The sequence below is a fragment of the Tessaracoccus sp. MC1627 genome (genome assembly GCF_014164725.1).
Taxonomy (GTDB): Bacteria; Actinomycetota; Actinomycetes; order Propionibacteriales; family Propionibacteriaceae; genus Arachnia.
In genome coordinates, this window is record NZ_JACJGA010000001.1 from 865,836 (window position 1) to 883,832 (window position 17,997).

Consider the following 17,997-nt stretch of genomic DNA (forward strand, 5'->3'; position numbering starts at 1 on the left):
CGTGTGGATCTCCTTGGGTTCAGCGGGCCGCGGTGAGCTGGCGCGTGAGGTTCTTGGTGGTGCGGCGGGCTCGGATGAAGCCGCCGAGGATCATCCGCAGCCCTCGGATGTGGTGACCGTTGACGAGGGTGACGATGCCGTCGACCATCTCGTCGCTGACCATGCCGCCGGTCATCTTGCCCAAGGCGCGGAAGGGCATGTTGTAGAGGAACTGGATGTTGAGGTCGGGCTCGCCCTTGGCCTCGCTGCGGAGGCGCAGGGTGTTCAGGACCCAGTGCGCGAAACGGCCGAGCGGGCTTCGCCCCAGGCGGAGATCGCCGAGCGGGTCATTGCGGTCCACCGTGCCATCGGCGCTCTCCGGAAGCACGGTGACGCCCAGGAGGTCCCGGAACTCGTCGTCGGTGAGACCGCGCAGCATGGCGGTGCGCAGCGTCGCGGGGGCGACGGCGCTGGTGACGCTCACCCCGGGGATGTGCAGTTCCCCGCTCAGCCGCACGTCTGCCGAGCTGGCGCCCACCAGGACGCGGCGGGCGGCATCCTCGACCACCCATCCACCGGTGGCGGTGTCGAAGTGGCGCCAGGTGTAGCTGTCGAAGGCGATCGTGACGCGGCGCGACTCGCCCGGCGCGAGGCGCACCTTGGCAAAGCCCTTGAGCTCCTTCTCCGGGCGCACGACGGCGCTGCCCGGCGTCGCGACATACAGCTGCGCGATCTCGGAGCCAGCCACGGGGCCCGTGTTGGTGAGGGTGAACTTGGCGCCGGCTTCGCTCACGGAGAGGTCCGAGTAGCTGAAGGTGGTGTAGCTGAGGCCGTGACCGAACGGGTAGCGGACGGCGCGCCCTGCGGCCTCAGCGTGGCGGTACCCGACGAACAGACCCTCGCGGTACACGCTCGAGCGGCCCTCGGCGGGGAAGCTCCCGAAGGTCGGGGTGTCGGTCAGGGCCATCGGGTAGGTCTCCGCGAGCTTGCCCGAGGGCGTGACAGCCCCGGTCAGGACCCGCATCGCGGCTTCGGCGCCGGCCTGGCCGGAGAGATAGCCGTGCAGCACGGCCCGGGTCCGGTCCGCCCAGCCCATGTCCACGACCGAGCCGGCGCTGAGCACCACGACAACGTTCGGGTTGGCGGAGGCCACGGCCCGCAGCAGGGAGAGCTGCGCGTCGGGCAGGTCGATGTGGCGACGGTCCACGCCTTCGGATTCGCTGATCTCGTCAAGTCCCAGGTAGAGGAGTGCCACGTCGGCCGACCCCGCGGCCGCGACAGCCTCGCGCTCCAGGTCCCCGTCGGCGGGGGAGTGCCGACGGTAGCCCTGCGCGAACGCGGCCAGTTCCAGCCCACTGCCCGCGATGGCCTCGCGGGCGCTGGTCAGGCGGGTGGGGTTGACGGCGGAGGAGCCGGCGCCCTGGTAGCGGGGGGTGTCGGCCATGTCGCCGATGAGCGCGACGGTGGTGCCGGCGGGCAGCGGGAGGATCGCGCCCTCGTTGCGGAGCAGCACCATCGACTCCTCGGCAGCGCGACGGGCGATGTCGTGGTGGGCGTTGCGGTCAACCTGCGGGCGCGGGGACTTGCGGGCCCCGAGTGCGAGCGCCACCACCTCGGCGGCCCTGGCGGTCAGGGCCTCCTCGGAGATGCGGCCGTCGCGGACAGCCTCGACGAGTTGGCGCACCGAGTCGAAACCGGGGGCGGGCATCTCAAGATTGGCCCCGGCGGCGACGGCGGCGACGGCGTCGTTGCTGCCTCCCCAGTCGCTGATCACCACGCCGTCGAAGCCCCACTCGTCACGGAGGATGTCGGTGAGCAGGTGGCGGTGCTCGTGGGCGTAGGTGCCGTTGACGCGGTTGTACGAGCTCATCAGCGCCTTGGGTGCGGACTCGCGGACCACGATCTCGAAGGCGGTGAGGTACAGCTCGCGCAGCGTCCGCTCGTCGATGACGGAGTCCGACGCCATGCGGCGCAGCTCCTGGCTGTTGACCGCGAAGTGCTTGGGTGTCGCGGCCACGCCTTCGGCCTGGACGCCGCGGACGTAGGCCGCGGCGAGCTTGCCACTCAGGTACGGGTCCTCGGAGAAGTACTCGAAGTTGCGTCCACCCAGGGGGCTGCGCTTGAGGTTGAGGCCGGGGCCGAGAAGCACGTCGACGTCAAGGGCGCGTGCCTCGCGCCCGAGGGCGTGGCCCACCTGGTTCGCCAGGTCGACATCCCAGCTGTTGGCCACCGTCGCTGAGGTCGGGAAGCAGGTGGCCGGCTCCGAGGCGTTGAGCCCGAGATGGTCCCCCGAGCCGACCTGCTTGCGGATGCCGTGGGGGCCGTCGGCCATGAAGAACGAGGGGATGCGGTGTCGCGGCAGGTCTCGCGATTCCCAGACGTTCTTGCCGCTCAACAGGGCGGCCTTCTCCAGCGTCGTCAGCTTCTCGATCATGGGGCATCTCCGATGATGGGCTTGGTGGCTGGCGGGTCGTTCCGCCGTAGGACTGATTCCAGCACGCCGCCCGGGGGTGTCTCCCGTCGCGCATGCACAACCGGCACGATCACCGGCACGATCTGTCGCGTTCCGCCCGACGACAGCGCAGGGCCCCGTCCTTGCGAGACGGGGCCCTGGTGAACCGGCGGAGCGTGTGCTGTCAGGCGGGCTGCGGCATGCGGCTCCGCTGTGCCGGGGCCAGCAGCAGCACCGCGATCACGATCGCCAGCAGGATCGAGCTCCCGGCCATCACGCGCAGCAGGACCGGAACCCCGGCGACGAAGAAGGCAGGGAGGGCCGTCAGGGCGGAGATCGCGACGGCTCCGGTGGCGATGCGGTGCGCCGCCGGATGGTCCGTCCGCCAGCCGATGATGACCGCCATCAGCCCGATCACGCCGAGCACCGAGCCCAGCACCAGCACGATGAAGGGTGGGCCCACCTCGCCGGTGACGGGAATGAGGGCTGAGGGGATGTTGGTCAGGGAATAGAGGCCGGCGAGGACGAGGCCGGTGATCCTCTTGGCCCCGAGCTTGGGCCGGTCGAGTGAGGTGGCGCTGGTGTTCATGGTGAGATCCTTTCGTCTGGTGTCCCTCCAGCGTGCGCCGCGCGCGTATCCCACCGCGACAGTCGCGTCTCCCCTCGCCCCGGGAGTGGGTCCCGCCTGGTCGGGAACATTCTCCCGGTGCCCACCCAGGCGGCTGGCTGCCATTCTTGGGCCATGACCGTTCGGCTTGTCCTCGTCGATGACCACCCGGTGGTGCGACGGGGCCTGCGCGCCCTGCTCGACACCATCGATGAGGTGGAGGTGGTGGGAGAGGCCGCCGACGGCGAGGCCGCGGTGCGCGAGGCCCAGCTGCTCCACCCTGACGTGATCCTCATGGACATCAGGATGCCCATTCTCGACGGTGTGGAGGCCACCCGGCGGATCAGCGCGGCCGTGCCGGAGGTCGCGGTCCTGGTGCTGACGATGTACGACGACGACGCCACCGTCCTGACCGCGATGCGGGCCGGCGCCCGCGGATACCTGCTCAAGGGGGCTGAGCAGGACGAGATTGTCGCGGCCATCCGGGCGGTCGCCGCCGGGCAGGTCATCTACGGGCCGGGGGTCGCCGCGCGCATGCTCAGCCTGTTCGCGGCGCCGGCGGTGTCGACGGTCCCCTTCCCGGAGCTCACCGGGCGGGAACGCGAGATCCTCACCCTCCTGGCCTCGGGGCTGCGCAACGCCGCGATCGCCAGGCAGCTCTTCCTCTCTCCCAAGACGGTCAGCAACAATCTGACGGCGATCTTCGCGAAGCTGCGGGTCGCGGACAGGTCCGCGGCCATCATCCGGGCGCGCGACGAGGGGCTGGGCTCGTGACCGACGTGGCCGAGTCCTCCGCGCTCGTGGTGATGTGCCTGGCCCTGATCGGATCGGGCGTAGCGCTACTCGCCACGCGAGGCAGCCGCACCTCGGCCGCGCTGCTCATCCTGGCCGGCGCATTCGGGGTGACGGGTGTCGCGATGGGGAGGCTCGGGCTCGACCCGGCCAGGCCCTGGACCGCCGCAGGCGTGCTCTTCCTGCCGCTCAGCCTCATCACATACCCGCGGGTGAGGCGCAGCACGCCCGATCTTCTGGCGGTGACGGTGAGCGTCGCCATCGGAGCAGCCGCCGTCGCCTACCCCGGTTCGGGGGCCATCGCGGTTCTCGCCACCGCCGTGTTGAGCGTGGTGGTGATCAGGACGTGGTGGGCCTTTGAGCGGGGGGAGGCGGGGGAGCGTGCGCCGCTGGCCTGGGTCGCGTTGGCCCTCCTCGTCGCGCTCTGCGCGTCCTTCCTGGGCGCGTTCGGCGGGCTGGGGCTCGTCGGGACGGTGGCCGCCATCCTGTCGTTGGCGCTGATCGGCCCCGCGATGGTGGTGGGGGTCAGGGCCCCGACGACAAGCCCGCGCGGGGCGCTGGTCTGGGTGACAGTCACCTTCACGACCGTGGCCGGGTACATCGCGGCGTTCGGCCTCGTGGCGGCGATGGTCGAGCTCCTCCTGGGGAGCCCCCCCACCGTCGGCGTCCAGGGGCTGCTGGCGGCGGCCCTGGCCCTGGGGGTGCACCCGTTGCGTCACGTCCTGCGAGGCGTCGTAGAGGAGCTCTTGTTCGGGCGCCGCCGCGATCCTCTCGACGCCGCTGCTCGGGTGGCTGGGTCGGTCGGCGACGAGCCCGAGTCTGCGCTCGAGGCCATCCGGGACGCGCTCGGGCTGCCCTACGCCGCGGTCGTCGCGGGCGGCGTGACCCTCGCCGAGTCGGGGAGCAGGGTGGGGACGGAGGCGGTTCGCCCCCTCGAGCCGGGGTCGCCGGGGACCCGGCGGCTGGTCGTGTGCCTACGCAGCGGAGAGCTGCGGTTGAGCCGCGACGACGAACAGGTGTTGTCGCTCGCCGGCCCCCTGCTCGCCCAGACGCTGCGCGCTCACGAGCTCGCCGCCGAGGTGCGGGCCTCGCGGGTCACGGTCATCTCCGGGGTCGAGGACGAGCGGCGACGGCTGCGCCGCGACCTCCACGACGGCCTGGGACCCAGGCTGACGGGCATCGCGTTCACCGCGGACGCGGCGATCAACACCCTCCGCTCCGACGGCGGGGCCACCGTTGCGCTGCTCTCCGACCTGCGCGCCGAGGCCGCCGCTGCGATCGTCGAGATCCGCGGGCTGGTGGACGGACTGCGGCCCCCGTCGTTGGACGAGCTGGGGCTGGTCGGCGCCCTCCGGCTGCAGCTGCAGTCGCTGCGCAGTGCGTCGGGGCAGCCGATCTCCGTCGAGCTGGACGCGGATGTGCCGAGCGGGCTCCCCGCAGCCGTGGAGGTGGCGGCCTACCGGATCGTCACCGAGGCGTTGTCGAACGTGGCGCGTCACGCAGGGTCGACGCGGGCCATCGTGCGGCTCGAGCCCTCCGACCACCCTGGTGGGCGGGCGCTCCTCATCGAGGTGCGCGACGGGCACGCCGAAGGAAGGAGGGCTGAGGACCCGAACACTCAGTGGCGCCCAGGCGTGGGTCTGGGGTCCATGCGCGAGCGGGCCGAGGAGCTGGGAGGATCCTTCGAGGCCGGCCCCACGCAGGCCGGTGGGTACGTGCTCGCAGTCCTCCCGCTGACCGCCCCAGTGCCCGCTCGACTAGGGGCGACGACGGCACACGAGTAGTTCTCCAGCCTACAGCAGGTTGGTCGGACCGATTATCTCGGGGGTGCCGTCCCGGGCGACCGACGGCCATGATTGGATTACTCCATGACAGCCCGAAAGATCGGCGTGACGGAGCTTGTACTCCGAGACGCGCATCAGAGTTTGATGGCGACCCGCATGGCCATGGAGGACATGGTCGGCGCCTGCGAAGACATCGACCAGGCTGGTTACTGGTCAGTCGAATGCTGGGGTGGCGCGACGTTCGACGCGTGCATCCGATTCCTGAACGAGGACCCCTGGAAGCGCCTGCGCACGTTCCGCGAGTTGATGCCCAACTCCCGGCTGCAGATGCTGCTGCGCGGCCAGAACCTCCTCGGTTACCGCCACTACGAGGACATGGTCGTCGAGAAGTTCGTGGAGAAGTCCGCCGAGAACGGCATGGACGTCTTCCGGGTCTTCGACGCCCTCAACGACCCCCGCAACATGGCCCACGCCATGGCCGCGGTGAAGAAGGTGGGCAAGCACGCCCAGGGCACCATCTGCTACACCATCTCCCCGGTCCACACCGTCGAGGGCTACATCAAGCTCGCCGGCCAGCTGCTGGACATGGGCGCCGAGTCCATCGCCCTGAAGGACATGGCCGCCCTGCTGCAGCCGCAGCCCGCCTACGACATCATCCGCGGCATCAAGGAAACCTACGGCGACGTGCAGATCAACGTGCACTGCCACGCCACCACCGGCGTCACCCTCGTGTCGCTGATGAAGGCCATCGAGGCCGGCGCGGACGTCGTGGACGCGGCCATCTCGTCGATGTCGCTCGGCCCCGGCCACAACCCCACCGAGTCGCTCGTAGCGATGCTCGAGGGCACCGAATACACCACGGACCTGGACATGGAGCGCCTCCTCAAGATCCGCGACCACTTCGCGGGCGTGCGCCCCAAGTACAAGGAATTCGAGTCCGCCACCCTGGTGGACACCGACATCTTCCTGTCCCAGATTCCCGGCGGCATGCTCTCCAACATGGAGTCCCAGCTGCGGGCCCAGGGCGCGGGAGACCGCATCCGCGAGGTCATGGAAGAGGTCCCCAGGGTCAAGGCAGACGCCGGCCACCCGCCGCTGGTCACCCCGTCGTCGCAGATCGTGGGCAGCCAGGCTGTGTTCAACGTCCTCATGGGCCGCTACAAGGTGATGACGGGCGAGTTCGCGGACCTCATGCTCGGCTACTACGGCGAGTGCCTCGGCGACCGCAACCCCGAGGTCATCGAGCTGGCCCAGAAGCAGACCAAGAAGGACATCATCACCGGCCGACCCGCTGATTACCTCAAGCCCGAATGGGACAGCCTCCACACGCAGGCCGAGGCGCTCGAGGGCTTCGACGGCTCCGAGGAGGACGTGCTCACCAACGCCATGTTCCCGGGCGTTGCGCCGGCGTTCTTCAAGACCCGCGCTGAAGGCCCCAAGAGCGTGGCGAAGACGCCGGAGCAGCTCAACACCGAGAAGGTAGCCGCTGCGAGCCACCAGGGCATCACCGGTCCCATCAAGTACAAGGTGACGCTCGCCGGCCGCGAGCACCACGTCGCCGTCGAGCCAGTCTGAGGAGCAAGCAGATGCCCAAGGAATACACCATGGCTGAGCGCCTCGATCAGCTCACCGAGAAGCGCGCCCACGTCCACGCCGGTGGCGGCGAGGACAAGCTGCAGAAGCACCGCGACAAGGGGAAGATGACGGCGCGCGAGCGCATCGCCTCCCTCGTCGACGACGGCTCCTTCCAGGAGACCGGCGCCTTCCGCCGCAACCGCACCACCACCTTCGGGATGGACAAGGCGGACATGCCGGCCGACGGAGTGGTCACCGGCGCCGGCTACGTGCTGGGGCGCCCGGTCCACCTGGCCAGCCAGGACTTCACCGTCATGGGCGGCTCCGCCGGCGAGGCGCACTCCATCAAGGTCACTGAGACCCTGAAGGCGTCGCTGACCACCGGAACGCCGTTCATCTTCATCAACGACTCGGGCGGCGCCCGCGTCCAGGAGGGCATCGACTCGCTCTCCGGCTACGGCAAGGTGTTCTACGCCAACGTCCTGCTCTCAGGCGCGGTGCCCCAGATTTCGATCATCGCCGGCCCGTGCGCCGGTGGCGCGGCCTACTCGCCCGCGTTGACGGACTTCATCATCCAGACGCGCAAGGCCCACATGTTCATCACGGGCCCCGGCGTGATCAAGCAGGTCACCGGTGAGGACGTCTCGCAGGACGAACTCGGCGGCGCGGATGCGCACATGGCACGCTCCGGCGTGGTGCACTTCGTGGCCGACGACGACGAGCAGGCCATCCTGATCGCCAAGAAGCTGCTCAGCTTCCTCCCGCAGAACAACACCGAGGATGCCCCCATCGTCGATCCCGACGACGTGGTGGAGCCCAACGAGAAGCTCCGGAACATCCTGCCCGTGCAGTCCAACAAGGGCTACGACGTGCGCGAGGTCATCGCCGAGATCGTGGACCACGCGGACTTCCTCGAGGTTCAGGCCGGCTGGGCGAAGAACATCGTGGTGGGCTTCGGCCGGATCGTGGGCCGCACCATCGGCATCATCGCGAACCAGCCGAGCGTCATGTCCGGCGTGCTGGACATCGACTCCTCGGACAAGGCCAGCAAGTTCGTCCGCTTCTGCAACGCGTTCAACATCCCCGTGGTGAACCTCGTCGACGTCCCCGGCTTCCTGCCCGGCGTCGCCCAGGAGCACAACGGCATCATCCGCCACGGCGCGAAGATGCTCTACGCCTACTCCGCGGCCACCGTCCCGAAGATCACCGTCGTGATGCGCAAGGCCTACGGCGGCGCATACCTGGCGATGTGTTCGAAGGACCTCGGCGCGGACAAGGTGTTCGCATGGCCGACGGCGGAGATCGCCGTGATGGGCGCTGCCGGCGCGGCCAACGTCGTGTTCCGTCGCGAGATCGACGCGGCCGAGGACAAGGAGGCGCGTCGCGCCGAGCTGGTCGAGGAGTACCGCGAGACGTTCTCCACCCCCTACATGGCGGCGAGCCGTGGCCTGGTGGACGACATCATCGATCCGGCAGACACCCGTCGCGAGATCGCCATGGCCCTCGAGCTGCTCGTCGGTAAGCGCGAAGTGCGCCCCGCCAAGAAGCACGGCCTCGGCCCGGCCTGATCGGGGATAGCGATGGAAGACACCACACTGCAGGAGTTGCGCGACGCTGTCGCGGCCCTCACGGACAAGGTTGCCGCCCTCGAGGCACGGGTGGAGTCCCTCGAGGACTGCCGCCAGATCCCCGAGGCGGACATCATCGCCATCGGCGCCGCCGTGGCCGCGTACTTCGGCCACAAGGCCAAGGTGCGCGCCATCCGTTACGGGTCGCAGACCAGGTGGGCCGCGGCCAGCCGGGCCCGCGTCCACGACCGGTCCGTCCCCCACGTCCGCTGACACAGCCACAGGAGAACCAATGAAACTCAAGGTCACCGTCAACGAGACGGAATACGAGATCGATGTCGAGGTCGAGGAAGAGGAGCGCCAGGGGATGGGGCCGGTCATCATCGGCGTCAACGCCGGTGCCAACCCCATTCCGACGAAGGCCTCCGTGTCCGCCGTCAGCTCCAACGCCGTCGTGGCGCCCCTGGCGGGGTCGGTCGCGCGGGTGCTGGTCACCGTCGGCGAGGAGATCGAGGCCGGGCAGGTCCTGCTGCTTCTCGAGGCCATGAAGATGGAGACGGAGATCACCGCCCCCGCGGCGGGCGTCGTCTCTGCCATCCTCGTCGCCCCCGGCGACGCGGTCCAGGGTGGTCAGGCGCTCATCGAGCTCTGACAACCGCTTCAACTCACGACGGGCCCCGGGTGCGCGAGCACTCCGGGGCCCGTCGCTGTTCCCTGGCGCGCCTCTCAGGTGCACGACACGCCGTCTGAATGTGGGTGCGTGTGCACCAGCGACGGTGGGGTGCGGGTCCGACGGCGAGTCGTGCACGGCCGGTAAGGAGGGTGCCTGCGGGGGGTGTGGTGCTGCGGTCGGGTGCATCCGTGTGCACGACACGCCGTCGGAATGTGGGTGCGTGTGCACCAGCGACGACGGGGTGGCACTCGGCCGGCGTTTCGTGCGCACCTGACTCCCGGCGGGAGGAGCGGTGCTGGGGGAGTGGTGATCCGGCGTTGATGGCGCTCCGGTTGAGCGTGCACGAAACGCCGTCGGAAGCAGGGTGCGTGTGCACCAGCGACGACGCGGTGACGCTCGACCGGCGTTTCGTGCACACCCAGGGGACGGCTTGTGGGCACGACACGCCGTCGGAATGTGGGTGCGTGTGCACCAGCGACGGTGGGGTGCGGGTCCGACGGCGAGTCGTGCACACCCACGGTCACGGGGCGCCGCATTGAGGCGTAGGGTTCGCATCACGGGGATGCGTCGCGGGGGACCTTAAGGCGGCCGGCACGACGGCGTGCGTGGGCCAGATCGACCGTCGGAGCGCTCCGTCACCAGCGCTGTCGGCTGCATACAGGGCGTCCAGAGGGATGAGCGGCAGCGCGGGGCACCCTTCGGTAAGGGACGGCTGGAAGATCTGCGGGTACCCGGTCACGAAGATGGTGGCCTTCGGTGCTTGGGTTTTGAGCGCCGTGATCAGCAAGCCGAGGTCGGCGCCCATGTCCCCCAGCTTGTCCGCAGCCGCGAGGATCGCACCCTGGCAGCGGGAAGGAGCCTCAGCGCAGGCTTGCGCGACCGTCATGAAGCCGACGTCGTTACCGCCCACGGTCAGCGTGATTTGGTTCGCCGACTCCGGCACCTTCGGGACCTGCTTCATGAGCACTTCGTCGATCGTGGCCCCAGAGGAGGCGAGGAACGCCACCCGGTTCCACTGCCCGGCAAGCGGGACGCGGACGCCATCGAAGGCGCCGGGTTCGTCACCGGCTAACGACACCCGCTGGCCCCGTCGCTCCGGACTTCTTCCGGGCGACGGGGCCTTCGTCTGCCGTCGGTCTGGCACGCTGGAGGCATGACCGAGTTCACCTTCGCCACCGCCACGTCGATCCGGTTCGGGGCGGGGGTGGCGGCCGAACTCCCTCAGCACAGCCGACGGCTCGGAGAGCGTCCCTTCGTCATCACCGGCCGCAACACCCACCGACACGCCGAGGTCCTCCGCGACATTTCTGACGTCGGCTCCTTCGCGCTCACCGGTGAGCCCAGCTTCGACGACGCCCGCGCCGCGGTCGCCGCCGCACGTGCCGCCAAGGCGGACCACATCATCGGCATCGGCGGGGGAGCGGTACTGGATCTGGCGAAGGCCGTCGCGGCCCTGGCGGCCGGCGACACCGACCCGATGGACCACGCCGAGGTGATCGGCGGCGGCCACCCGCTCCCGCACCTGTCCCTGCCGTTCATCGCGCTCCCCACCACGTCCGGCACCGGCTCCGAGGTGACGGCCAACGCCGTCCTCACCTCCGTCGAGCACCGGGTGAAGGTGTCGCTGCGGGGACCGTCGATGCTGGCGACGGTGGCCATCGTCGACCCCGCGCTCACGCTCACCTGCCCCCCGCTGGTGACGGCGCAGTCCGGCATGGACGCCCTGACCCAATGCCTGGAGCCGCTCACGTCCCGGTTCGCCAACCCGATGGTCGACGCGCTCGCGACCGCGGGTCTGCGGGCCGCAGCGCGAGGCCTGGCCCGCGCCGTCGCGGAGAGCGAGGACCTGGAGGCGCGCACCGACATGGCCTTCTGCTCCCTCATGGGCGGCCTCTCGCTGGCCAACGCGAAGCTGGGAGCCGTCCACGGCTTCGCCGGTCCGCTGGGCGGCACCACCGGCGCGCCCCACGGCGCCATCTGCGCGGCCCTCCTCCGGGTCACCACCCGCACCAACATCCGCGCCATGGCGGAGCGCGAGCCGGACAACCCGGCGTTGGCGAAGTACGCGGTCGCGGCCGAAGCGCTCACCGGTGAGCGGTTCGACGGAGCGCCCAGAGCCCTCGTCGGCGAGCGGCTCGAGGCCTGGCTCATCGCTTTGGAGGACCAGTTGCGCCTCCCCGGGCTGGCCGAGCTTGGCCTCGCCGAGGGGGATCACGACGCCGTGGTCGAGGCGGCCATGAAGGGCAGCTCCATGAAGGGCAATCCGATCACCCTGACCCGCGACGAGCTGGCACAGATCCTGCGCGACGCCGCCTGATCCGCCACCTCCGGCGTGCCCGGTACGCTGAGCGGCAGACCGGCGCCAGTCACACCGGCCCGCGAACGCAAGGAGGATGGGTGACCCACCACGAGGATCAGAGGGAAGGTGGCGCCTCGGCGCCCCAGAACAGCACAGCGGACCAGAAGGGACACGACGCGCCGCACCCGGACCTGACGGCCGATTCCGTCCCGGACCCGCGGCCTGGACATCCGAGTGACGCGCTGCTCACACCTGATCCGGCGGAGCCCGTGGACCGCGCTGACGTGATCGGCCAGGGCGGACGCTGGCTCGCCCTGTGGGCGGGCCGGTTCCTCCTCATCGCGCTCGCGCTCGCCGCGTTCGGCTGGGTCTTCGCCCAGTTCTGGGACGGTGTGCTCCCGCTGGTGCTCGCGCTCCTGCTCACCTCGGTGCTGTGGCCGGCCACCGCGGCGCTCAAGCGCGTCGGGGTGCCCTATGCGCTCGGGGCGGCGATCTCGCTGCTCGGAGGCGTGGGGATCATCGCCGGGCTGATCGCCAGCATCGCGCCGAGCGTGGCCAAGCAGTGGCCCGAGTTGTCCTCGCAGGCGGTGCAGGGCGTCCGGCGCCTTCAGGAGTGGGCGGCGGGGCCGCCGCTCAACCTGCGGGACGAGCAGCTCGACACCTGGATCACGCAGGGGCTGGACTACCTGCAGTCCCGAGCCGGTGAGATCTTCTCTCAGGCGCTCAGCATCGGCGGCAGCGTCGGCAACGTCGTCATCACGCTCCTGCTGATGATGGTGCTGACCTTCTTCTTCCTCAAGGACGGCGCGAGCTTCCTGGGCTGGACCCGGAGGGTGGTGGGTCGGCGAGCAGGATTCCATGCCACCGAGCTCCTGACCAGGCTCTGGGGCACCGTCTCCGGTTACATCCGCACTCAGGCCATCGTCAGCTTCGTTGACGCTCTTTTCATCGGGCTCGGCCTGGCACTGCTCGGCGTCCCCCTTGCCTTCCCGCTGGCCGTGATCACCTTCATCGCGGGCTTCATCCCCATGGTGGGAGCAGTGACCGCCGGCGCCTTCGCAGTCCTGGTGGCGCTCGTCTCCAACGGGTTCACCACCGCCGCCCTGGTGTTGGGCCTGATCCTCCTAGTGCAGCAGCTGGAGGGCAACATCCTGCAGCCACTGTTGCAGTCCAAGGTGATGAAGCTTCACCCCGTGGTCGTGCTGCTCGCTGTGGTGCTCGGCAGCGTCTGGTTCGGCATCATCGGCGCCTTCCTGGCCGTTCCCGTGGCTGCAGCCATCGCCGTCGTCCTGCGCTACCTCGGAGACCTGATCGACATTAGGACGGGGGAGCGGTCAGCTGACGAGGTCGAGTGGGCCACGGCCGACGGTCGGGTGGTGGCGAGCGAGTCCGAGCGCTCCGCCCAGTTCTTCAGCGCCTTGGTGCGGCTGCGCCGCACGAGGCGCCCGGAGGTCGAGGTAGCCGATGAAGGCGTCCTAGCGGAGGATGAGCACGGTGATGAGAGCCACCGGTCCTGGCTCGATCGGATGCGTCGCCGCAGTCACTGACCTTCGCGGTACACCTTGTGCTGGGCGGCCTGCGCCCGCGGGCGGATGGTCAGCCTGTCGATGTTCACATGCGACGGGCGGGTGGCCATCCAGGTGATCGCGTCCGCCACGTCCTCGGCGCTGAGCGGCTCCGCGACACCCCGATACACGGCCGCGGCGCGGTCCTCGTCGCCCCCGAAGCGGGTGACGGAGAATCCCTCCGTGCGCACCATGCCGGGGCAGATCTCGGTGATGCGGACCGGGACGTCGAAGAGCTCAAGCCGCATGGATTCGACGACGGCGCGCTCCCCGGCCTTCGCTGCGCAATAGCCCGCGCCGCCCTCGTAGCCGGAATCGGCGGCAGTGGAGGTCACGAACACGATCACACCCTGGGCCGCGATCAGCGCGGGGAGCAGCGCCTTGGTGACGCGGGTGGTGCCGATCAGGTTGGTCTGCAGCATGGCCGTCCACGCGTCCAGGTCCGCGTCGCTCACCGGCTCCAGCCCGAGCGCGCCGCCGGCGTTGTTGACCAGCACATCGAGGGCTCCGCCCGCCGCCTCGGCGAGGCGGGCCACGTCGTCGTCACTGGTGATGTCGCACTCGACGGCGACCCCGCCGATCTCGGCGGCCAGCGCCTCGATCCGGTCTGACCGGCGGGCCGCGCAGATCACGCGAAACCCCTCCCGCGCCAGGAGGCGCGCAGTCGCTGCCCCGATCCCAGAACTTGCCCCTGTCACCACAGCTGTCTTCATGGGGGCCACTCTAGGACGACGATGAGATCCGCGTGAAGGTGATAGTCACGACCCTTCGAGACGGGCCACGCCGCTTCGCGGGCGGCCCTCCTCAGGGAGCGGTTCGGCGGCCCCGGCACACACCGCGCCTGATCCATCAGGGATGGTTTCCAGGAGTGCTCGTCTGGCGGCTCGCCCTTACTCAACCTGGCTTGTGGAGGCGCATGAGGGTGCTGGGTGACTGGGCGGCTCGGCGCAGTGATGCCCAACCCGACGATCACATGACTGGCGTCCCGCCTCAGCAGGGCCGCACCAGGGCCGCCCCGTCGGCCATCGCCCGGACCCGACCACGCCACGGTGAGACCAGTGCAGGAGTTGTGAAGAGATGCCCGGGCGGCCCTCAAGCCACCCGGGCATCTGCGAACTTGGGAGAGGCACCAAGGCCAACCGCAACGGGCCGCCCGGTCATCGCCTCACAAGTCCTGCACCTACGCCAGGCGCGATGCCGGGTCTACTTCTTTCCTTGGTTCTTCACTGCCTCGATGGAGGCGGCGGCCGCCTCGGGGTCCAGGTAGCGACCACCCGGGGTGACCGGCTTGTAGTCCTCGTCCAGCTCGTAGTAGAGCGGGATGCCGGTGGGGATGTTCAGTCCGGCGATGTCCTCGTCCGAGATGCCGTCCAGGTGCTTGACCAGCGCGCGCAGGGAGTTACCGTGGGCCGTCACCAGCACGGTCTTGCCCTCGGCCAGGTCCGGCACGATGTGCGCTTCCCAGTAGGGCAGCATGCGCGCCACGACGTCCTTGAGGCATTCGGTCCGCGGGCGGTCCGCCTCGGGGATGTCCGCGTACCGGGGATCGTGGTGCTGCGAGAACTCGTCGTCGACGTCGATGAGCGGCGGCGGCGTGTCGTAGCTGCGGCGCCAGAGCATGAACTGCTCCTCGCCGTACTGCTCCAGCGTCTGGGCCTTGTTCTTTCCCTGCAGCGCACCGTAGTGGCGCTCGTTGAGGCGCCAGCTGCGCTTCACGGGGATCCAGTGACGGTCGCAGCCGTCCAGCGCCAGGTAGGCGGTGTGGATGGCGCGGCGCAGCAGCGAGGTGTGCAGGATATCTGGGAGGAGGTCCTCCGCCTGGAGCAGTCCGGCGGCGGCCTTGGCCTCCCCGATGCCCTTCTCGTTGATGTCCACGTCCACCCAGCCGGTGAACAGGTTCTTGGCGTTCCACTCGCTCTCGCCGTGGCGGAGCAAAATCAACTTCGCGGTCATGCGCGCAACACTACAGGCGGGGCCGCCGCCGTCAGGCGTTGGGCCAGTCCTCGCCCTCGGGCACATCGCCGGTGATGATGTAGATCACTCGCCGGCCCACCGCGACAGCGTGGTCTGCGAAGCGCTCGTAGTAGCGGCCCAGCAGCGCGACGTCGACGGCGCCCTCGATCGAGATGTCCGTCCCCTCCGCCAGCATCATGGAGAACTGTTCGCGGCGCAGGACGTCCATCCGCTCGTCGATCTCCACCAGACGGTGGGCGCCCTTGGCGTCGCGATCCTGCAGCGACTGCCTGGCGAGGGTGACGATCTCGATGGCGATGTCAGCCATCTCGCGGAAGCTCGCATCGAACTGCTCCGGGACGGCGCTGACCGGGTAGCGCAGGCGCGCGATCTTGGCCACGTGGGCGGCGAGGTCGCCCATGCGGGCGAGCTCGAACACGACGCGGATGGCCGAGACGATGGTGCGGAGCTCGCCGGCGACGGGGGCCTGCAGCGCCAGCAGGGAGAGGCACTTGTACTCCATCTCCTCGTGCATCTTGTCCAGCTGCACGTCGTTGCTGATGACGGACTCGGCCTTGGTCAGGTCTGCCGTCAGCAGCGACTCGGAGCCTTCGCGGATCGCCACTTCGACGAGTCCGGCCATGTTGACGAGGCTGTCGAGGATCGAATCGAGCTCCTCGTGGTAGCTGGTGCGCATGTGCAGTGCTCCTTGTGTGTCAAAGCCAACGGCCAGTCTAGCCGGGGGAGGGCCATCCCGAACGATAGGCACCCCGGGTAGCGGGGCATTTCCTCTGGGTGAATCGCGGGTGAACGGACGGTGAAGACTCGGCGCCGCCGTCGCTGCTCAGAGGGCTTTCGGGCCCGGGCCCCTGGCGGTCGAGTCATATGATGGCGGCATGCACCCAGCCCTCGCCGGACTCATCGGGGCGGGGGTAGCCCTGCTCGGTGTCCTGTTCGCGTACCTGCTCGTCCAGGGCAAGCAGAGCTGGCGCCAGCTGGAGGCCCAACGCATGGCGGACAAGGCGTCACGGGAACTGCACGACGTGCTGGACACCATCGCCTCCGGCGCCGTCCTCGTTGGCCCTCACGACGAGATCCTCATGGTCAACGAGCCCGGCGTGGCGCTCAACCTCGCCCGGGGCAGCAGGGTCGGCTTCCCCGAGCTGCTCGAGCGCGTCCGGGAGGTGCGCTCGTCCCAGGCGCCCTACCGCGGGCCGGTGGTCCGGGAGCTCCACCCCGGCTCCGAGAGGCTGGAGCTCGCCACCCGGATCGCCCCCATGGTGGACGAGAACGTGCTCGTCATCGCGGAGGACGAGTCAGCCCAGAAGCGGGTGGAGGCGGTGCGGCGCGACTTCGTCGCCAACATCTCCCACGAATTGAAGACCCCCATCGGCGCCATCTCGGTGCTGGCGGAGGCCGTCGAGGCGGCCAAGGACGACCCCGAGGCGGTCCAGCGCTTCGTACACCGGATGCAGCTGGAGACGGCCCGGCTCGCCGAACTGGTCAATCAGATCATCGATCTGTCCAGGCTGCAGTCCACGGACCCCCTGCTCAGCCGGGAGGTGGTGGACGTGGCCGAGGTGGTGGGTGAGGCGATCGCCCGCTCGCAGGAGCGCGCCACGCAGCGGGACGTCTCCCTCATCCTGGCCCGCACCACGCACGCGAAGGTGATGGGAGACAGGTGGCAGCTCGCCGATGCCGTCACCAACCTCGTGCAGAACGCCATCAACTACTCCGACGAGAAGGCCCGCGTCACGCTCAGCATCCTGCCCGTCACCGCAGACGGGGACCAGTTCGTGGAGATCAAGGTCTCGGACAACGGCATCGGCATCAGGCCCGAGGAGCAGGAACGCGTCTTCGAGCGCTTCTACCGGGTTGACTACGGCCGGTCGCGGCAGAGCGGCGGCACCGGTCTCGGCCTATCCATCGTGCGCCACATCGCCAACGCCCACGGCGGCACCGTGAGGGTGTGGTCCAGGCCCGGGCAGGGCTCCACGTTCACGCTGCGGCTACCCGCCTACCTGGGGCCAGATCCCGCCGCCACAGATCACGACACCGACGAGGAGGCCTAGATGACCCGCATCCTGATCATCGAGGACGAGGATTCCTACCGCGACGCCACCAGCTTCATGCTCCGTAAGGAGGGCTACGACGTGGTCACGGCGGCCGACGGCGCCGAAGGGCTGGCGGAGTACGACAGGAACGGTGCCGATCTGGTGCTGCTGGACCTGATGATGCCTGGCATCCCCGGCGTGGAGGTGTGCCGCCAGCTGCGCGCCAGGGGCAACGTCGCCATCGTCATGGTCACTGCCCGCGATTCAGAGGTGGACAAGGTGGTGGGCCTTGAGCTCGGCGCCGACGACTATGTCACCAAGCCGTTCAGCCACCGCGAGCTCGTCGCCCGGATCCGGGCAGTGCTGCGGAGGGGCCAGGACCAGGTTCTGCTCCCCGAGGTGGTGGAGGTCAGCGGCGTGCGGATCGACGTGGAGCGTCACCAGGTCAACGTCGACGGCGTGGACGTCCGCTTCGCGCTGCGCGAGTTCGAGCTCCTCGAGCTCCTGCTGCGCAACGCCGGCCGGGTGATGACCCGGGGCCAGCTGATCGACCGCATCTGGGGCAGCGACTACGTGGGCGACACCAAGACCCTCGACGTGCACATCAAGCGGTTGCGCTCCAAGATCGAACGCGATCCGTCCAACCCGGAGCGGCTGGTGACGGTGCGGGGCCTCGGCTACAAGTACGACGCCTGA

At 69.5% G+C, this 17,997-nt stretch carries 16 protein-coding genes; 10 read left to right on the top strand and 6 right to left on the bottom strand.

Going from position 1 to position 17,997, the window contains the following annotated elements; translation table 11 throughout:
* Positions 1–19: 19 nt before the first annotated feature.
* Positions 20–2,413, bottom strand: coding sequence for a glycoside hydrolase family 3 C-terminal domain-containing protein (locus H5399_RS03925; protein ID WP_182781683.1), 2,394 nt, complete (start codon positions 2,411–2,413; stop codon positions 20–22).
* Positions 2,414–2,615: 202 nt separating this feature from the next.
* On the bottom strand, positions 2,616–3,020 hold the full coding sequence (locus H5399_RS03930) for a hypothetical protein (protein WP_182781684.1): 405 nt from the start codon (positions 3,018–3,020) through the stop codon (positions 2,616–2,618).
* Positions 3,021–3,173: 153 nt separating this feature from the next.
* On the opposite strand from H5399_RS03930, the gene H5399_RS03935 reads away from it, so the two are divergent.
* The 6 genes from H5399_RS03935 to H5399_RS03960 all read left to right on the top strand — a co-directional run bounded on the left by H5399_RS03935 (position 3,174) and on the right by H5399_RS03960 (position 9,409).
* Positions 3,174–3,812 carry a response regulator transcription factor gene (locus tag H5399_RS03935; protein ID WP_182781685.1) on the top strand — a complete coding sequence of 213 codons (639 nt, stop codon included), beginning with the start codon at positions 3,174–3,176 and terminating at the stop codon, positions 3,810–3,812.
* Positions 3,809–5,614 (top strand): histidine kinase, encoded by a 1,806-nt coding sequence (locus H5399_RS18445; protein WP_182781686.1) that lies wholly within the window; start codon positions 3,809–3,811, stop codon positions 5,612–5,614. The genes H5399_RS03935 and H5399_RS18445 overlap by 4 nt, the downstream gene beginning before the upstream one ends.
* An 84-nt stretch (positions 5,615–5,698) precedes the next feature.
* Complete coding sequence (locus H5399_RS03945; protein ID WP_182781687.1) at positions 5,699–7,189, top strand: methylmalonyl-CoA carboxytransferase subunit 5S; 1,491 nt, start codon at positions 5,699–5,701, stop codon at positions 7,187–7,189.
* A gap of 11 nt (positions 7,190–7,200) precedes the next feature.
* A complete protein-coding gene (locus H5399_RS03950) occupies positions 7,201–8,757 on the top strand; it encodes an acyl-CoA carboxylase subunit beta (RefSeq protein ID WP_182781688.1) in 1,557 nt (518 codons plus the stop codon).
* 12 nt (positions 8,758–8,769) lie between these two features.
* On the top strand, positions 8,770–9,030 hold the full coding sequence (locus tag H5399_RS03955; protein ID WP_182781689.1) for a hypothetical protein: 261 nt from the start codon (positions 8,770–8,772) through the stop codon (positions 9,028–9,030).
* 19 nt (positions 9,031–9,049) lie between these two features.
* A complete protein-coding gene (locus H5399_RS03960) occupies positions 9,050–9,409 on the top strand; it encodes a biotin/lipoyl-containing protein (protein WP_182781690.1) in 360 nt (119 codons plus the stop codon).
* Between the two features lie 541 nt (positions 9,410–9,950).
* On the opposite strand, the gene H5399_RS03965 is transcribed toward H5399_RS03960, so the two are convergent.
* Entirely contained in the window at positions 9,951–10,397 is a 447-nt protein-coding gene (locus H5399_RS03965; RefSeq protein ID WP_182781691.1) for a hypothetical protein, read from the bottom strand.
* A gap of 186 nt (positions 10,398–10,583) precedes the next feature.
* Between H5399_RS03965 and H5399_RS03970 the strand changes: the two genes are divergently transcribed.
* Together H5399_RS03970 and H5399_RS03975 are read left to right on the top strand one after the other, a co-directional pair.
* Entirely contained in the window at positions 10,584–11,747 is a 1,164-nt protein-coding gene (locus tag H5399_RS03970; RefSeq protein WP_182781692.1) for an iron-containing alcohol dehydrogenase, read from the top strand.
* Positions 11,748–11,827: 80 nt separating this feature from the next.
* Positions 11,828–13,276: an AI-2E family transporter gene (locus H5399_RS03975; RefSeq protein WP_182781693.1), complete on the top strand. Its 1,449-nt coding sequence runs from the start codon at positions 11,828–11,830 to the stop codon at positions 13,274–13,276.
* Here H5399_RS03975 and H5399_RS03980 read toward each other — a convergent pair.
* The 3 genes from H5399_RS03980 to phoU all read right to left on the bottom strand — a co-directional run bounded on the left by H5399_RS03980 (position 13,270) and on the right by phoU (position 15,944).
* On the bottom strand, positions 13,270–14,007 hold the full coding sequence (locus H5399_RS03980; RefSeq protein WP_182781694.1) for an SDR family oxidoreductase: 738 nt from the start codon (positions 14,005–14,007) through the stop codon (positions 13,270–13,272). The two genes, H5399_RS03975 and H5399_RS03980, sit on opposite strands and share 7 nt — an antisense overlap.
* A 490-nt stretch (positions 14,008–14,497) precedes the next feature.
* Entirely contained in the window at positions 14,498–15,247 is a 750-nt protein-coding gene (locus H5399_RS03985; protein WP_182781695.1) for a phosphoglyceromutase, read from the bottom strand.
* Between the two features lie 31 nt (positions 15,248–15,278).
* On the bottom strand, positions 15,279–15,944 hold the full coding sequence (phoU, locus tag H5399_RS03990; protein ID WP_182781696.1) for a phosphate signaling complex protein PhoU: 666 nt from the start codon (positions 15,942–15,944) through the stop codon (positions 15,279–15,281).
* Between the two features lie 199 nt (positions 15,945–16,143).
* Here phoU and H5399_RS03995 point away from each other — a divergent pair, with 199 nt between their 5' ends.
* Both H5399_RS03995 and H5399_RS04000 read left to right on the top strand, forming a co-directional pair.
* Complete coding sequence (locus tag H5399_RS03995) at positions 16,144–17,319, top strand: cell wall metabolism sensor histidine kinase WalK (RefSeq protein ID WP_182781697.1); 1,176 nt, start codon at positions 16,144–16,146, stop codon at positions 17,317–17,319.
* Complete coding sequence (locus H5399_RS04000) at positions 17,320–17,997, top strand: response regulator transcription factor (RefSeq protein WP_182781698.1); 678 nt, start codon at positions 17,320–17,322, stop codon at positions 17,995–17,997. It abuts the gene before it with no gap.

Excerpts from the sequence above, each read along its gene's own strand:
- H5399_RS03925 (WP_182781683.1), bottom strand. The coding sequence starts at position 2,413 with ATGATCGAGAAGCTGACGACGCTGGAGAAGGCCGCCCTGTTGAGCGGC.
- H5399_RS03930 (WP_182781684.1), bottom strand. The coding sequence starts at position 3,020 with ATGAACACCAGCGCCACCTCACTCGACCGGCCCAAGCTCGGGGCCAAG.
- H5399_RS03935 (WP_182781685.1), top strand. The coding sequence starts at position 3,174 with ATGACCGTTCGGCTTGTCCTCGTCGATGACCACCCGGTGGTGCGACGG.
- H5399_RS03945 (WP_182781687.1), top strand. The coding sequence starts at position 5,699 with ATGACAGCCCGAAAGATCGGCGTGACGGAGCTTGTACTCCGAGACGCG.
- H5399_RS03950 (WP_182781688.1), top strand. The coding sequence starts at position 7,201 with ATGCCCAAGGAATACACCATGGCTGAGCGCCTCGATCAGCTCACCGAG.
- H5399_RS03955 (WP_182781689.1), top strand. The coding sequence starts at position 8,770 with ATGGAAGACACCACACTGCAGGAGTTGCGCGACGCTGTCGCGGCCCTC.
- H5399_RS03960 (WP_182781690.1), top strand. The coding sequence starts at position 9,050 with ATGAAACTCAAGGTCACCGTCAACGAGACGGAATACGAGATCGATGTC.
- H5399_RS03970 (WP_182781692.1), top strand. The coding sequence starts at position 10,584 with ATGACCGAGTTCACCTTCGCCACCGCCACGTCGATCCGGTTCGGGGCG.
- H5399_RS03980 (WP_182781694.1), bottom strand. The coding sequence starts at position 14,007 with ATGAAGACAGCTGTGGTGACAGGGGCAAGTTCTGGGATCGGGGCAGCG.
- H5399_RS03985 (WP_182781695.1), bottom strand. The coding sequence starts at position 15,247 with ATGACCGCGAAGTTGATTTTGCTCCGCCACGGCGAGAGCGAGTGGAAC.
- phoU (WP_182781696.1), bottom strand. The coding sequence starts at position 15,944 with ATGCGCACCAGCTACCACGAGGAGCTCGATTCGATCCTCGACAGCCTC.
- H5399_RS03995 (WP_182781697.1), top strand. The coding sequence starts at position 16,144 with ATGCACCCAGCCCTCGCCGGACTCATCGGGGCGGGGGTAGCCCTGCTC.
- H5399_RS04000 (WP_182781698.1), top strand. The coding sequence starts at position 17,320 with ATGACCCGCATCCTGATCATCGAGGACGAGGATTCCTACCGCGACGCC.